We start from the raw sequence: 15,581 nt of genomic DNA on the forward strand, positions 1-15,581 counted from the left end.
TCGCGATAGCGGTCTGTCAGTGACATGAATGTTGGCAGATTGACCGCTATCGCGAGCAGGCTCACTCCTACATTGGATTTGTGGTGTGTCTGGTGTCATGGCGAGTTCATACAGCCGTGCTTTAGTTTTCCTTTTCTCAGGGAGAACAGCATGAGCGATTTCAATCTCGGTCGCCGTCGGGTCATGCAAGCCGTTGGCGCCGGGCTGCTGATGCCCGGGCTGGCGCCGGCGGTGATCGCCTCGGTCAAGGACCGGCCGCAACTCACCGATGGCGTACAGTCCGGCGACCTGCAAGGCGACCGGGCGATGATCTGGAGCCGCAGCGATCGTCCCGCACGGATGGTGGTCGAGTGGGACACCCGCAGTCAGTTTCGCAACCCACGTCGGGTGATCTCGGCGCTCGCCGATGCCCACAGTGATTTCACCGCTCGCGTCGAACTCACCGGGCTGCCCGCCGATCAGGCGATTTTCTATCGCGTGTATTTCAAGGACGCCCGCACGGGTGTCGCCAGCGAACCGTGGCTCGGCCATTTGCGCAGCGCCCCCACGGCGCGGCGCAATATCCGTTTCGTCTGGAGCGGCGACACCGTCGGCCAAGGCTTCGGCATCAACCCGGATATTGGTGGCATGCGCATCTACGAAGCCATGCGCCTGCGCCTGCCGGACTTCTTTATCCACAGCGGCGACACCATCTACGCCGACGGCCCGGTGCCGGCACAACTGACCACTGAGGGTGGCCGTGTGTGGCGCAACCTCACCACAGAAGCCAAGAGCAAAGTCGCCCAGACCCTCGACGACTATCGTGGCAATTATCGCTACAACCTGATGGACGAAAACATCCGCCGTTTCAACGCCGAAGTGCCGCAGATCTGGCAGTGGGACGACCATGAAGTGGTCAACAACTGGTCGCCCGGCAAGCAACTGGATGAGCGCTATCAGGAAAAAGATATCCACACCCTGGTCGGCCGCGCACGAAAAGCCTGGCTGGAATATTCGCCGATGCGTTTGCAGGCCGCCGACGGTGGCGGGCGGATTTATCGCAAGGTGAGTTATGGGCCGATGCTCGATGTGTTCGTGCTCGACATGCGCAGTTATCGCGGGGCGAACGACGACAACCTCGGCGCGGCGAAACCGTTTCTGGGGCGCGAACAACTGGACTGGCTCAAGCGCGGATTGAAGAAGTCGAAAGCCCAATGGAAAGTGATCGCCGCCGATATGCCGATTGGTCTAGGCATGCCGGATGGCGAGGTGAGTCCGGGTGTGGCGCGTTGGGAGGCGGTGGCCAACGGTGATCCGGGGCCGGCTCAGGGACGTGAACTGGAGATCGCTGAACTGCTCGGATTCCTGCGTGCGCAGCAGGTGCGCAATTTCGTCTTTCTCACGGCAGATGTGCATTACTGCGCGGCGCATCACTATCACCCGGATCGTGCAGCGTTTCAGGATTTCGAACCGTTTTGGGAGTTTGTTGCGGGGCCGTTGAATGCCGGGAGTTTCGGGCCTAACCCGTTGGACAAGACCTTCGGGCCGGAGGTCGTGTTCGAGAAGGCGCCGCCGACACAAAACGCTTCGCCGTTTGCCGGGTTTCAGTTTTTTGGCGAGGTGAATATTGAAGGGCAGAGCGGGGAGATGAGTGTGGTGTTGCGGGATTTGAATGGGGTGGCGGTGTTTGAGAAGAAGTTGCAGCCGGTTTGATCACCGTGTCCCCGGTGGGAGCGAGCCTGCTCGCGAAAGCGGACTTTCAATCAACATCAATGCTGAATGTCAGATCGCCTTCGCGAGCAGGCTCGCTCCCACAGGGGGATGAGTAATGTCAGTAGACGTCGCGACGATAGCGGCCCAGCTCGATCAGTCTTTCGACCTCAGCCGCGCCGAGGATGTCGTGGAGCACTTGATCCACGCCAGAGGCCATCCCCTGAAGGCTGCCGCAGATATAGATCACGGCACCGTCCGCCAGCCATTTCTTCAACTCCGCAGCCGATTCCCGCAAGCGATCCTGCACATAAATCTTCTGTTCCTGATTCCGCGAAAACGCCAGATCCAGCCGCGCCAGATCACCGTTGATCAACCACTCCTCCAGCTCCGCACGGCAGAGGAAATCGTGCTCGCGATGGCGTTCGCCAAACAGCAACCACTGGCGTTGCTGACCGTCGGCAATCCGCGCCTTGAGCAGACTGCGCAACCCGGCCAGACCCGTGCCGTTACCGATCAGAATCATCGGCACTGGCTGATTCGGCAGGTGGAAACCGCTGTTGCGTCGCACCCGTAAACTGATGCTGCCGCCCACCGGCGCATGCTCGGTCAGCCAGCCGGAGCCGATGCCGAGGCTGCCGTCGGAGTGCTGTTCCTGACGCACGATCAACTCCAGCACGCCGTCGGCGGCAATCGAGGCGATCGAGTATTCGCGCATGGCCAGCGGCACCATCGCATCGACCAGCGCCTGCGCATGCAGACCGACCAGATGGGCGCGATGCTCGGGTAGTTGGCGCGAGGCGAGTGCCACTTCCAGCGGCTCGTCGAGGCCGTTTATTTTCACCAGGGTTTCGCCACGAATGCCGAGGCCGTCGAGGAAGTGTTCGATCACCCACGGGCAGTTGCGCGGCAGCACTTCCACCAGATCACCGGCCAGCCAACTGCTGGTGCTCGGAGCGCTTAGGCCCAGCAGATAAACCGGCGAACCGCTGCTGTCCGGGTTCATCAGCTCACGGCGCAGCAGCGTCCAGTTGTCGTAGCTAGGCGCTTGCCAGGTGTCGACCGGCGCTTGCCCGGTGAGCAGGCCGAGCTGGGTTTGCCAGTGACGCAGGGCGTACGGATCGCCGCTGTCGACTTCCACCGGGGCGAACAGGGTCTTGCCACCGTGTTCGCCCAGCCACTGATGCAGGCGATGGGCGAAACCACAGAAATGCTGATACTGACGATCACCCAGCCCGAGCACGGCGTAATTCAAGCTGTCGAGGGCGGCGGCATTGCCCAGCACCTTGCGCTCGAAACCACGGGCGCTGTCCGGTGCCTGACCGTCACCAAAAGTGCTGACCACAAACAGCGCGTTGTTCGATTCGCGCAGATCCTGCTCGCTGACATTGGCCAGCGGCTGCACTTTCACCGGCAACCCGGCGGCCTGCAATTGGCCGGCGGTCTGCCACGCCAGCTGCTCGGCGAAACCGCTTTGGCTGGCGAAGCCGATCAGCCATGCCGGCGCATCACCGGCCGGTTCTTGCAGACCTTTGCGCGCATCCTTGATCTGCTTTTTCTTGCGGCGACGATCAAGGTACAGCAGCCATCCGGTGATGAAGAACAGCGGCATGCACACCGCCGCGAGGGTGATGATGATGCGCCCGACGAGGCCGAAATAGCTGCCGACGTGCAACGCATAAATGCTGGTCAGCAGTTGCGCCTTGAAGCTCTTGTCGGCATAGCGATCGACGCGTTTGACGATGCCGGTGGCCGGGTCGAGGGTGATCTGGTTCAGGGCGCGATCATGCGGTGAGCTGTCTAGCAGATAGAACACCGTCGCCGGTTGACCGGCCACCGCCGGCATGCGGATGTTGTAGGCGGCCAGACCCGGGCCGGCAGCGCTGTAGATGCTGCTCCACATCGCCGCGTAATCGGCCGTCGGTGCCGGGCCTTCTGGCGCCGGCCCGCGACCGCCGCGCACGCGCTCGTTTTGCGGCGCGTCGGACAGCAATTTTGTCAGGCCTTTGTTGTACCACTCGTACGACCACGACAACCCGGTCAGCGCCAGCAGCAGATAGACCAACAGGCACCAGGTGCCCGCCACCGAGTGCAGATCCCAGTTGAAGGCGCGGCCCTTTTTCCGCCAGTCCAGGGTCAGCCACACGCGCCAGCTGTTCCACTGGCGCGGCCAGCGCAAATACAGACCGGAGAGGCAGAAGAACAACAGGATCAGGGTGCAGGCGCCGGTGATGTTGCGCCCGGTGTCGCCCATGGCGAGGAAGCGGTGCAGTTGCAGCATCAGGCCGAAGAAATCCTGGCCGACGGCGTCGCCCATGAACTCGCCGGTGTACGGATCGAAGTAACGCATTTCGCCACGACGTTCGCCTTTGGGCGGGGTGAAATACACGCGTGCCGCGTTGCCGCTGTCGGTTTCGACCCAGAGCATCGAAACTTTTTTCGCCGAAGTGGCTTCGATGCGCTCCACCAGTTCAACGGGCGGCAGGACGCCAGCGACTTGTTTTTCCACCTGCAGCACTGAAGGGTTCAGCGCCCGCAGGATCTCGTCCTGAAACGAATAGGCCGCGCCGGTGATGCCCATCAAGGCCAGCACCAGGCCGGCGGTGATGCCAAAAAACCAGTGCAACTGGAACAGGGTTTTCTTCAACACGTCACTCGCCGTCCATTCGGAAATTGTCTTCACGGCGCGCATTATGCCGTGGGTTATCGAGAGCTTCTTTGATTACGCACAAAAGCCCCGTTCAACTGAGTGAACGGGGCCTCGCCTTACGGCGCATTCCCTGTAGGAGTGAGCCTGCTCGCGATAGCGGCGTGTCATCCAATCAACTTGCTGACTGACACAACCCCATCGCGAGCAGGCTCACTCCTACAGTTTCCAATATCGCTTAGAAGTGGAAGTTGGTGCTCAACAGTGCCGTACGGCCCGCCGCCTGGTTGGCGAAATGGGTCGAGAAGGCTTTGTCGTAGTAGGTTTCGTTGGTCAGGTTCTGCACGTTGAGTTGCAGGTCGACGTTCTTGCTCAGCTTGTAGGCCGCCATCGCGTCGTAACGCACGTACGAATCGACCATGGTGGTGTTGGCCACACTGCCGTAAACGTCGTCGACGTAAAACGCACCGCCACCGATGGTCAGCTTCGGCGTGATCTGGTAGGTGGTCCACAGGCTGGCGCTGTTTTTCGGCGTGTTAGGCAGTTCGTTACCGTTGTTGGCCTTGTTGGCCGGCAGGTCACCACCGTCAACCTGTTCGCTGTCCATGAACGCGTAACCGGCGAACACTTGCCACTTGTCGGTGATCTTGCCGCTGGCCGACAGCTCGATACCTTGTACACGGGTCTTGCCAGCGTTTTCGTACGAGGTGGTGTCGACTTGCACACGAGCGTTTTCTTTCTCGGTGCGGAAGATGTCCGCAGTCAGCGACAGGCGATCATTGAGCAGATCCCATTTGGTGCCGATTTCGTAGTTCTTGGTGGTTTCCGGCTCCATGTCGCTGCTCAACAGGTTGCCGCTGCGATCCGGGGTGCCGCCCAATGGGTTGCCTTCCTGACCTTCGCCCAAGGTGTTGCCCGGTGGCGTGGCGGAGGTGGCATAGGAGGCGTAGATGCTGCCGTTTTCCGCAGGCTTGTAGACGACGCCGAACTGACCGGTGACGAACTCGCTGGTGTCATCACCCTTGGACGTGGTGGTGCCGGCAGCGTTGTAGGTCTTGTAATCGGTGTCGAAGTGGTCGTAACGCAGACCCATGTTCACCAGCCATTGCTCGTTCAACTCCAGGGTGTCGAACACATACAGCGCGTAAGTGTTGGCCTTGGTGTCGGTGCCGGCGTAGTTGCGCGAGATCGCGCCGTTCCACGGATCGTTCGGGTTCGGATTGGACAGCGAGGTGCAGTTGTAGCCGCTCGACGCGCCGATCATCGACGGGGTGCAATTGCTGCTCGACGCGACGTTGGTGGTGCGCGGCGTGGTGTCGGTGTTGACGTTGTACGAAGACTTCTGGCTTTCCTCACGGGTGTATTCGACACCGGTGGAGAAGCTGTTCTTGAAGCCGGCGACGTAGAAGTTACCGAACAGGTCAGTCTGGTTGGTGGTGGTCTCGGTGTTGCTCACCCGAGTATTCGCCCGGCGCCAGAGGCTGCCATTGTTGACGTTGCCCTTGCTGTCGTCCGGCTGGGTCAGGATGTAATCCTGCATGCTGGTGCCGTGGCGCAGGGTGTTCTTGATCGTCAGCGAGTCGCTCAAATCGTGCTCGATGGCGAAGGTCGCGGTGTCGGTGCGGCCCTTGCGGAAGTCGCGATCCAGACCGTAGAAATTGCTGTGGTCACCGCCGGCGTACGGCTTGTCCGGGTTGGACTTGGTGCGTGCTGCCGAACCGCCGGCCGGGATGGTGTAAGGGATGCCCGAATCCGGAGTGTCGTTGCTTTCCAGATGGTAGTAATCGAGGTTGACGCGGGTGTCGGTGCCCAGGCCGAACGCCAGCGACGGCGCGATGCCCCAGCGGTCGTAATCGACTTTGTCGCGACCGGCGACGTTGCTTTCGTGGCTCATCAGGTTCAGACGGCCAGCGGCGGTGTCGCTGAACTGGTAGTTGCCGTCGAGGGTGTAGCGCTGGGTCTGATCGGAACCCCAGGTGAAACCACCGTCGAACGAGTTGCCCAGGTGTGCTTTCTTGCTCACCAGGTTGATGCTGCCGCCCGCTGCGCCGCGACCACCGATGGCGGAGTTCGGGCCCTTGCTGACTTCGATGTTCTCGACGGCGAAAATCTCGCGGCTCTGCGAACCGGTGTCGCGCACGCCGTCCAGGTAAGTGTCTCCCTGAGCGTCGAAGCCACGGATGAACGGACGGTCGCCCTGCGGGTTGCCGCCTTCACCGGCACCGAAGGTGATGCCCGGCACGGTGCGCAGCGCGTCCTGCATGTTCAGGGCGCCAGTGTCTTTGAGGACTTGTTGCGGAATAACGGTGACCGAGCGCGGCGTGTCGACCAGCGGCGCGGTGTACTTGGGCGAGGAGGCTTTCTCGACCTGGTAGGACGTTGAGTCCTGTGCTTCGCCAGTGATGGCGGTAGCGTCCAGGGCGATGGCATTGCCGGAAGCTTTGCTGTCGGTCTTTTCGGCGGCGAACACCATGTGGCCGGCGGAGCCAGCGGTGATAGCCACGCCGATTGCAGAGGCGAGCAGACGTGGTGAACTGACCGGTAATTGTGCGTGTTGACGTGCCATTTTTATTCCCCTCCCCAAGGATTTGAGGCGGCGGAATATAGGGTAAACAGGTATTCGTATCAATTGCGAAACATTGTTATTCGCACTGAATTTACATTCTTTACAATTTAGCCTTACGGTTTTTGCCTGTTCATTCGTCTTGCGGGTTGTACACAGCCAATAAGAATCAATACCATTGCCGCCTCTTTGCCATCAGGTGACATTGCCATGCTGCTGCACATTCCCGCTCTGTTTGAAAAAGACGAAGTGCAGCGCATTCGCCTGGCGCTGGAGCAGGCCGATTGGGCCGATGGCAAGATCACCGCTGGCTATCAATCGGCCAAGGCCAAGCACAATCTGCAACTGCCTGAAGGTCATCCGCTGGCCAAGGAAATCGGCGCGGCGATGCTGGAGCGGCTGTGGAAAAATCCGCTGTTCATGTCTGCCGCGCTGCCGCACAAAGTGTTCCCGCCGTTAGTGAACTGCTACACGGCGGGGGGCAGTTTTGATTTCCATATCGACAATGCGGTGCGCCAACCCAAAGGCAGCATCGAGCGCGTGCGCACGGATTTGTCGGCCACGTTGTTTTTCAGTGAGCCTGAGGATTACGACGGCGGCGAACTGGAAATCCACGATACCTACGGCACGCAACGGGTGAAGCTGCCGGCCGGCGACATGGTGCTGTACCCCGGCACCAGCCTGCACAAGGTCAATGCGGTCACTCGCGGTGCGCGTTATGCGTCGTTTTTCTGGACGCAAAGCCTGGTGCGCGAAGACAGCCAGCGCGCGTTGCTGTTCGAAATGGACGGCGCGATTCAACAGCTCACCCAGTACATGCCTGATCACCCGTCGCTGATTCGCCTCACCGGCACTTATCACAACCTGTTGCGCCGCTGGGTCGAGGTATGAGTTTTCAACTGCGCCGCGAAGAAATCCTCGACGCTTCGGGACTGGCAGCGATGCTTGAGGAAAGTCCGGCTCGCGCGGCGCAGGCGATTCTGCTGGCGGCGGGCGAGGGTGAGGTAGAAGCGCAGGCGTTGCTCGGACAGATCCTGCTCGATGGCCGAGGCATTGCGCAGGATCCACCACTGGCCCTGCGCTGGTTCGGCATCGCGGCCGGGCGCGGGCATTTGATGGCGCGCAACATGCTCGGCCGTTGTCATGAGCAGGGTTGGGGTTGTGTGGCTGATGCTTCGGTGGCGGCCTCGCATTATCGGATCGCCGCCGAGTCCGGGCTGGACTGGGCGATGTATAACCTGGCCAATCTGCTGGCGACCGGGCGCGGTGTTGCGGTGGATCAGCGTCAGGCGTTGGCGTTATATCGACGTGCGGCTGAAGCAGGTCACGCCAAATCGATGAATCTGCTCGGCCGCTACCTGGAAGAAGGTCAGTTCTGTCCACAAGATCGGGCAACCGCGCGAGACTGGTATCGGCGCTCCGCCGAGGGCGGGGATTTTCGCGGGCAGTTCAGCCATGCGGCGGTACTGGCGGACGCGGGGCATGTCGAAGAAGCACTTGGCTGGCTGCGCAAAGCGCTGGTCGGGGGTAACGTGAACTTTTTGCGGGTCGCCAGTGAATCATTGATGAATGCGCAGCACCCGCAGTTTCGTGAACTTGCAGATGCCTACCGATTGCGCTTGAGCGAGCTGGTTGCCTTGTAAGGGTTGAACTAGGTTGTTGGCTTTGAATGTTGTTGTTTGTACTTGTTGAAGTTAGTGTTTTTCTATCCGTTGTCTTGAATTCTAATATTTTAGAACTTGTTGTTCTTCCTTCTGATGCTCTAGGTTCTGTTTGTCGATGGCTATAAGCAAGTTGGATTAATTATCTCGCTGGCATCGTCTGCAAACTAAATCAAACCATTATCCGAAGAAGACAAGGAGTCTTTCATGGAGTCGAAGATCGACAGCAAGATTGTCGAGGCTGCCGCCAAAGCGCCTCAAATATTTGTCAATGCATCGCTGGGAGAGGGTGAGGAATATAACCGGGGTACCGGTATCCAGTTGACCAAAGAGCAAATTATCAGTTTAAGGAAGTATGAAGTTCTTGGGCTTTCATTGCCCGTCCGGATTCAGGATGTCATTTCCTATCTGAACTACGGTGCCGGTGATGTCGGTGGCGTAGGCCTCAAGCCTGCGGACTTTCTGCGTACATTCACAATGACGTATGACCATGCCAGGCGCTGGTCGCCATTGCGTGAGCAAATCATGCTCACGGGTACCGACCTGAAGATTTTTGCCGGCAGCATCCTGCGCACGGGCCGGGGCATCGTCGAGATCTATGATGATCTGAAAGCCTCGAGGTATCTGGAAGAGCACGATATCACCACGCCGGAGCAGTACCTGGCGCTCAAGCGACAGATCCCCGATCTTCCTGCTCTCACTTTGTCGGCTGACGATGTTCCGGACATCAAGGGCTACCTCAACGACATGCTGGCAAAAGTCAGGCAGTGCCACCAGAAAGCCGAGCGAGTCCGCGCTGAACTCGACAGCTTTGGCATTGATATGCGCGAGAAAGTATTGCCGGAAATCCGGCTGCGCATGGAGTTTGTGCTGAAGAATACCTATCAAGCGGACATTAAATTGCTGCAGAACGACATCGATCAGCGCTCGAAAGAGATCGATGGGCTCAACAAGCAATATGATCAACTTGTGCAGGAAGCCATCAAGTCTGCCGCGACCCTGAATATCGGTGGCTTGATTCTGGGTATTTATCAGGGCGTAAAAGCTGAGTCGATCCGCAAGGAACGGAACATGCTGAAAGAAGAGCAACAGCTTGCCAATCAGAAGATGGCCAGTAAAAGCCAGACGCTGAAGTCGTTGAACAAAGTTCGCGATGACTTGCAAAACCTGACTTATGTGGCGATTGAAGCTGAAGTGGCGACTCAGAACCTGATGCTGGTATGGAATGCGCTCAGTACTTACGTCAGTGCATCCGCCAAAGAAGTTGATCAACTTCAGGAGGCCACCTCCCTGCGAAGGTTCAAAAACCAGATTGTTGGCATTATCGAACCTTGGGAACAAATCAAATCAAGTTCCGATCAGCTCCTGGGCGTGTTTGCAGCGGCTGAAAAAGAGTATGGAAGCAACTTTCAAACATTCAGGAGTAAAAAGGTCATGTTATCGATGCGCAATAATTCCAGCAGTCAGGATTTCAATGTAGTGGCCTTGCGTGTTCATGCCGCAGCGGTTCAGGAAAGCAACACCACGGCGCAAATGCTGTTTGAACAGTTCAATTATTTGCCTGGCACTGTCCGCACCATGAATGAGCTGGCGGTGGCTATCCAGAAAACGACGTTTGATATGCGTAACCAGTCCCAGGCCAATATCATCCACCTGGAACGTGCCCAGACCAAATTGAAGGGTTATCAGGCTGAACTTGCTTATCCAGAGGATGCCGATGAGGTTCGAGAGGACATGGAGGGCGAGCTCAAGTTGGTTTTCAAAAAAATCGCCGAGTGCGCCGAAGATCTGAAGAGTACCCGCAATGGCATGAACACCGCTTATGACCGGGAAACTTCGCAGGAATGGATTGCGACACTGCAACAGGACCTGGACGCTACGCGAACGCTGAAAATCAAAGCTGAAGAGAAAGTGACCGCTCTGGAAGCAGAGATGAAATCGGTGGCCGAAGGCATCGACTTGATCACTAAAGCCGGTGTGGAGAAGATCGGCAAGGAAGCGAAGTTATCCCTGGACAGTCTGAAAGCTCTGGGTATGGCACCGCCGCAGGTTGCCGTTGCACTGCTGGCGATCGACACCCTGAAAAAAATCGTCTCCGGCATCGGTGAATCGATTTCGTTCCTGAACATGTTGGCGGGCTACAACAGGCTCAAGGACAAAGCGGCAGACTTGCGCGCGCAAGTGAAGAAATACGCAAATGACATCGCCCAGACTGAGGGGAAAATTCAACTGGTCGAGGTTCTCGACCAGTTGGATGACGGGCGCTGGAGCTATGTGAACGAGTTTTCGAATCTGGTGGCCGGGTTCGAGTCCTTCAGCCGGAATTTCAGGCAGGACAAGGCAGTGCCGGTCGAGGCGCGAGCTGCTGATGCGGTTGCCCGGATCAGCGACGTGGTCAAGTACCTGAAGGCTGTTCAACAGTAAGGAGTCGGGGCGGTGGGCAATGCGCCCATCGCCTCCTGAATAGCCATGAATAGACTTGCCTATGAATTTTCCGACGCACAGCGGCTCGTGCTGGATCGCTACACGGCGTATCTAGGGTCGGTTCCACAGACCTTCAACAATATTCCCCTGGTATTTGAACGTCGCAGAGCCAGCGGTCATGTAGCTACGGTACTGGCTGGCGATTCGCGCCTGAACAGCGTGCCGTTCAATGAGCGTTGTTTGCGAGACTTCCGGGGACGCATCAACGAAGCACAACGCCGGTGCAGAGGTTATGTTGCGGATCTCACCACGTTTATCAGCGAATCCCTGGAAATAAGCAGGCGTACTTCAAGGAATGAACCCATCAATCAGGTGGATTTCAAGTTGTACAGTTTGTCCCGATCAAAAACCTGGAAGTTGTTTCCGCCAACGGATTTGCCGCATCTGATTCACGAGTTGACGCTTCGATTCTACGAACTCGGATCAGAGGCAGGACAACTCAAATATACAATCGCCGAAGTGCATGAGACTTCGTTCGGGCTGGGATCGGTTTGTTTCAGGGCAATGGATCATCGTTCCTGCCAGTGTCATAGCCTGCCGACCGTTATCCAGGAGTTGTTTCGCGACGCTCGTACTGCGCCGGCTTGGGACATCGCCTATTCTTCAGCCGATCCCGTGGTGCGCGCCGCCGAATACAAGAAGGGTGTTGCCGATTTGTTTAACGGATTAGGGGCCGTGGCCGCGCAAGTCAGCGTATTTATCGAGGAGTTACGATTACGCATAGACACTGCAATTTATGAGCTGTTACGTGCAGAGCGTGTGTGGAAGCTCGGGGAATTGAATTTCCATCTGTCTGCCGCGAAAGAGGAGGCTGACGAATCTCTCGCGATGATCAGCCATCTCGATACCTGGTTGAGCGAATAAAAAAGGCCCATGAATGCATGGGCCTTTTCATTTGACGACGCTTTACACGTAGAACGATTTCAGCGGCGGGAAGCCATTGAACTCAACGGCGCTATAGCTGGTGGTGTACGCGCCGGTCGACAACCAGTACAGACGATCACCAATTGCCAGGTTCAGCGGCAGGCCGTACTTGTAGTTCTCGTACATGATGTCGGCGCTGTCGCAGGTCGGGCCGGCGATCACGACTTCTTCCATCTCGCCTTTCTTCTCGGTCCAGATCGGGAACTTGATCGCTTCGTCCATGGTTTCGATCAGGCCGGAGAACTTGCCCACATCGGTGTACACCCAACGCTCGACGGCGGTGCGGGATTTACGTGCAACCAGCACCACTTCGCTGACCAGAATGCCGGCGTTGGCGATCAACGAACGACCCGGCTCCAGAATGATTTCCGGCAGGTCATCACCGAAATCTTCTTTGAGGAAGCGGATGATCTCTTCGGCGTAGGTTTCCAGGCTGTTGGTGCGGGTGATGTAGTTGGCCGGGAAGCCGCCGCCCATGTTGATCAGCTTCAGGTGAATGCCGTCTTCTTCTTTCAAACGCTCGAAGATCACTTTGACCTTGGCAATCGCCGCGTCCCAGACGCTGATATCGCGCTGTTGCGAGCCGACGTGGAACGAGATGCCGTAAGGCACCAGGCCGAGGTCGCGGGCGAGAATCAGCAGGTCCATGGCCATGTCGGTCTGGCAGCCGAATTTGCGCGACAGTGGCCAGTCAGCGGTGGTCGAGCCTTCGGTGAGGATGCGCACATAGACTTTCGAACCCGGCGCAGCCTTGGCGATGTTGCGCAGGTCGGCTTCGGAGTCGGTGGAGAACAGACGCACGCCCTTCTCATAGAAGTAGCGGATGTCCTTGGATTTCTTGATGGTGTTGCCGTAGCTGATACGGTCCGGGCTGACGCCGCGATCCATCACCTTGTCCAGCTCATAGATAGAGGCGATGTCGAAGCTCGAACCTTTCTCTTTGAGCAGGTCGATGATCTCGACGGCCGGGTTGGCCTTGACCGCGTAGTAGACCTTGGCGAATTCGAAACCGGCGCGCAGGTCATCGTAGGCCTGAGCGATCATCGCGGTGTCGATCACCACGAACGGGGTTTCCTGTTTGTCGGCGAACGCCTTCATTTTGTCGAATGTAGCGCGCGCGAAATAGTCTTCGACCTGGATCGACATACTTGGGAACTCCTACTGGCAAACGTTAATAATCAATGGGTGCAAATGAACGCCCTCCGTATCCCCACTTTGGTTCGCCTACTTCCCAAGGCATGTCGCCGAAAGCAAAAAGGCCATGGGCTATCTGCCCTTGGCCTTGCTGTCTCGTCGTCAGTACTTGAGCCGGATGGATCGTTTCCAGCATGGACGTTCGGCGCGAACTTTAGGGCGTGAGGGGCCTGAGATCAACTAAAAATGTCGCGTTTTTGCACGCTTCTGACGTGCGTCGCGTTCATCACTCTTTGTAGCCGACCGAGATGACGGGCAGATGTTCCCCGGGAATTTTCGAGTGTTAAACATACCTGCACGTTCGCTGCTTTTGTCGGCTAAGTCGTGGGTAAGTGTGATAGGCGCAACATCGGCGACGTTGCCCGCGAGAGGTGGGTGTGTGGGGGATTTTGCCTATTGAATAAGGTAGCCGAGACGATCTGCCTGGTTATCAGGTGTTGAGATTCTTTTCCGCCTTGTGAATGACTTGGTAACACCCCCGATCCTGTAGGAGTGAGCCTGCTCGCGATGACTTTTTTTCAGCCGACATCTTCATTGACTGATATTGCGCTATCGCGAGCAGGCTCACTCCTACAGGGTTTTGTGTTTTTACCGATTAATCAGGCGACGACTGCCTCAGCCGGCGAAACGATACTGGTCTTCATCCCGCGCGAGCGTCCCGAGCTCAGATAAGCCGCAATCGACTCCTGCGTCACCTCGCCAAGGAACACTCGTTCGGCATCCATGACCGGCAGCCACGAACGGTTGAACTCGTACATGCGCGACAGCAGGATGCGCAAATGCTCGTCATACGCCGCCGTGGCGTTGAACTCACGCAGGTACTGCGCGCAGGTGCCGGTCTGGCGGTGCAGGTCGCGACGACGCACGTAACCCAGCGCCTTGTTCTCGGCACAGGTGACCACCACGTAACGACGGTCATGCTCGTCCATCAACTCCAGCGCATCGGCCACCGGGGTTTCCGGGCTCACTGACGGCGCGTTATCCGCCGCGTCTTCAGCCTTGACCAACAGCAAGCGTTTCAACGTGCTGTCCTGGCCGACGAAGTTGCTGACAAAGTCGTCCGCCGGATGCGCGAGCAGGGTGTCCGGGTGATCGATCTGCAACAGTTTGCCGGCACGGAAGATTGCGATCTTGTCGCCGAGTTTGATCGCCTCGTCGATGTCGTGGCTGACCATGATCACGGTCTTGTTCAGCGCCCGTTGCATCTCGAAGAACTCGTTCTGGATCATCTCGCGGTTGATCGGGTCGACCGCGCCGAATGGTTCGTCCATCAGCAACAGCGGGGCATCCGCCGCCAGTGCGCGGATTACGCCGATGCGCTGTTGCTGGCCGCCGGACAATTCACGCGGATAACGATGCAGATACTGCTTGGGCTCCAGCTTGATCATGCTCATCAGTTCGCGGGCGCGGTCGTGGCATTTCTGTTTGTCCCAGCCGAGCAGTTTTGGCACGACGACGATGTTCTCTTCGATGGTCATGTTCGGGAACAGGCCGATCTGCTGGATCACGTAGCCGATGTTGCGACGCAGGGTCACTTCGTCGAGGTCGGTGGTGTCTTCGCCGTTGATGAGGATCTTGCCCGAGGTCGGTTTGATCAGGCGGTTGATCATCTTCAGCGTGGTGCTTTTGCCGCAACCCGATGGCCCGAGGAACACACAGATTTCGCCTTCATTGACGGTCAGGCTCACCGAGTCCACGGCTTTGACATCTTTGCCGTTGCTTTGGAAGGTCTTGCTGAGGTTTTGAAGTTCGATCATTTGAGGAGTCCTTTTGGAGTCAGCGTGCGTTGCAGCCACTGCAGGAGGAGGTCGGCGAAGATCGCCAGAAGACTGACCAGCAGCGCGCCGACGATGAGCATCGACATGTCACTGCGGCTGATGGAAGCGAGGATCAACACACCGAGGCCGCCGGCGCCGATGGTCGCGGCGATGGTCATCACGCCGATGTTCATCACCACCGCGGTGCGCACACCAGCGAGGATCACCGGCACGGCAATCGGCAACTCGACCATGCGCAGGCGCTGGCCGAAGGTCATGCCGATGCCGCGTGCGGCTTCACGGATACCCGGTTCCACGCCAGTGAGGGCGAGGTAGGTATTGCGCATGATCGGCAGCAGTGAATAAAGGAATACAGCAGTAATTGCCGGCATCGGGCCGAGGCCCTGGCCGAACTTGGAGTAGAACGGCAGCAGCAGACCGAACAGCGCAATCGACGGTACGGTCAGCAGCACCGTGGCGCTGGCCTGCAACGGCCCGGCGAGGCTCGGGAAACGCGTCATCAAAATGCCCAGCGGTACGCCGACGACGATGGCCAGGGTCACGGCGATGCCGACCAGGGTGATGTGCTGCCAGGTCAGGTGCATCACCTGCTGCCAGTCGAGATGGGAAAAGGCGTTCAGGAATTCCATGACTTCTCCTCT

10 protein-coding genes are annotated in these 15,581 nt (G+C 58.1%); 5 read left to right on the plus strand and 5 right to left on the minus strand.

What is annotated here, in order from left to right; translation table 11 throughout:
* The first annotated feature begins 150 nt into the window (after positions 1-150).
* Complete coding sequence (locus tag ACVVH8_RS04225; protein ID WP_475228699.1) at positions 151-1,692, plus strand: alkaline phosphatase D family protein; 1,542 nt, start codon at positions 151-153, stop codon at positions 1,690-1,692.
* A gap of 118 nt (positions 1,693-1,810) precedes the next feature.
* Here ACVVH8_RS04225 and ACVVH8_RS04230 read toward each other — a convergent pair whose 3' ends face one another.
* On the minus strand, positions 1,811-4,339 hold the full coding sequence (locus ACVVH8_RS04230; RefSeq protein WP_475231124.1) for a PepSY domain-containing protein: 2,529 nt from the start codon (positions 4,337-4,339) through the stop codon (positions 1,811-1,813).
* Positions 4,340-4,574: 235 nt separating this feature from the next.
* Positions 4,575-6,902 (minus strand): TonB-dependent receptor, encoded by a 2,328-nt coding sequence (locus tag ACVVH8_RS04235; RefSeq protein WP_475228701.1) that lies wholly within the window; start codon positions 6,900-6,902, stop codon positions 4,575-4,577.
* A 207-nt stretch (positions 6,903-7,109) separates the two neighbouring features.
* On the opposite strand from ACVVH8_RS04235, the gene ACVVH8_RS04240 reads away from it, so the two are divergent.
* The 4 genes from ACVVH8_RS04240 (at position 7,110) to ACVVH8_RS04255 (ending at position 11,908) form a co-directional block, all read left to right on the plus strand.
* Positions 7,110-7,790, plus strand: a complete 681-nt coding sequence (locus tag ACVVH8_RS04240) for a Fe2+-dependent dioxygenase (protein ID WP_475228704.1) — start codon at positions 7,110-7,112, stop codon at positions 7,788-7,790.
* A complete protein-coding gene (locus ACVVH8_RS04245) occupies positions 7,787-8,542 on the plus strand; it encodes a tetratricopeptide repeat protein (RefSeq protein WP_475228706.1) in 756 nt (251 codons plus the stop codon). Before ACVVH8_RS04240 ends, ACVVH8_RS04245 begins: the two co-directional genes overlap by 4 nt.
* Before the next feature lie 225 nt (positions 8,543-8,767).
* On the plus strand, positions 8,768-10,984 hold the full coding sequence (locus ACVVH8_RS04250) for an alpha-xenorhabdolysin family binary toxin subunit A (protein ID WP_475228708.1): 2,217 nt from the start codon (positions 8,768-8,770) through the stop codon (positions 10,982-10,984).
* Positions 10,985-11,029: 45 nt separating this feature from the next.
* Positions 11,030-11,908, plus strand: a complete 879-nt coding sequence (locus ACVVH8_RS04255; RefSeq protein WP_475228711.1) for a hypothetical protein — start codon at positions 11,030-11,032, stop codon at positions 11,906-11,908.
* Between the two features lie 42 nt (positions 11,909-11,950).
* Here the strand turns inward: ACVVH8_RS04255 and ACVVH8_RS04260 are convergent, their stop codons facing one another.
* From ACVVH8_RS04260 to ACVVH8_RS04270, 3 genes are all read right to left on the minus strand, one after another.
* Positions 11,951-13,114, minus strand: a complete 1,164-nt coding sequence (locus ACVVH8_RS04260; protein WP_007915304.1) for a type III PLP-dependent enzyme — start codon at positions 13,112-13,114, stop codon at positions 11,951-11,953.
* 647 nt (positions 13,115-13,761) lie between these two features.
* Complete coding sequence (locus ACVVH8_RS04265; protein ID WP_064585939.1) at positions 13,762-14,919, minus strand: osmoprotectant ABC transporter ATP-binding protein OsmV; 1,158 nt, start codon at positions 14,917-14,919, stop codon at positions 13,762-13,764.
* Positions 14,916-15,569, minus strand: coding sequence for an ABC transporter permease (locus ACVVH8_RS04270; protein WP_103303159.1), 654 nt, complete (start codon positions 15,567-15,569; stop codon positions 14,916-14,918). The genes ACVVH8_RS04265 and ACVVH8_RS04270 overlap by 4 nt, the downstream gene beginning before the upstream one ends.
* Between the last annotated feature and the right edge of the window lie 12 nt (positions 15,570-15,581).

This window comes from Pseudomonas trutticola BRTCR10 (assembly GCF_056155105.1).

Excerpts from the sequence above, each read along its gene's own strand:
- ACVVH8_RS04240 (WP_475228704.1), top strand. The coding sequence starts at position 7,110 with ATGCTGCTGCACATTCCCGCTCTGTTTGAAAAAGACGAAGTGCAGCGC.
- ACVVH8_RS04270 (WP_103303159.1), bottom strand. The coding sequence starts at position 15,569 with ATGGAATTCCTGAACGCCTTTTCCCATCTCGACTGGCAGCAGGTGATG.
- ACVVH8_RS04265 (WP_064585939.1), bottom strand. The coding sequence starts at position 14,919 with ATGATCGAACTTCAAAACCTCAGCAAGACCTTCCAAAGCAACGGCAAA.
- ACVVH8_RS04250 (WP_475228708.1), top strand. The coding sequence starts at position 8,768 with ATGGAGTCGAAGATCGACAGCAAGATTGTCGAGGCTGCCGCCAAAGCG.
- ACVVH8_RS04245 (WP_475228706.1), top strand. The coding sequence starts at position 7,787 with ATGAGTTTTCAACTGCGCCGCGAAGAAATCCTCGACGCTTCGGGACTG.
- ACVVH8_RS04255 (WP_475228711.1), top strand. The coding sequence starts at position 11,030 with ATGAATAGACTTGCCTATGAATTTTCCGACGCACAGCGGCTCGTGCTG.
- ACVVH8_RS04260 (WP_007915304.1), bottom strand. The coding sequence starts at position 13,114 with ATGTCGATCCAGGTCGAAGACTATTTCGCGCGCGCTACATTCGACAAA.
- ACVVH8_RS04235 (WP_475228701.1), bottom strand. The coding sequence starts at position 6,902 with ATGGCACGTCAACACGCACAATTACCGGTCAGTTCACCACGTCTGCTC.
- ACVVH8_RS04225 (WP_475228699.1), top strand. The coding sequence starts at position 151 with ATGAGCGATTTCAATCTCGGTCGCCGTCGGGTCATGCAAGCCGTTGGC.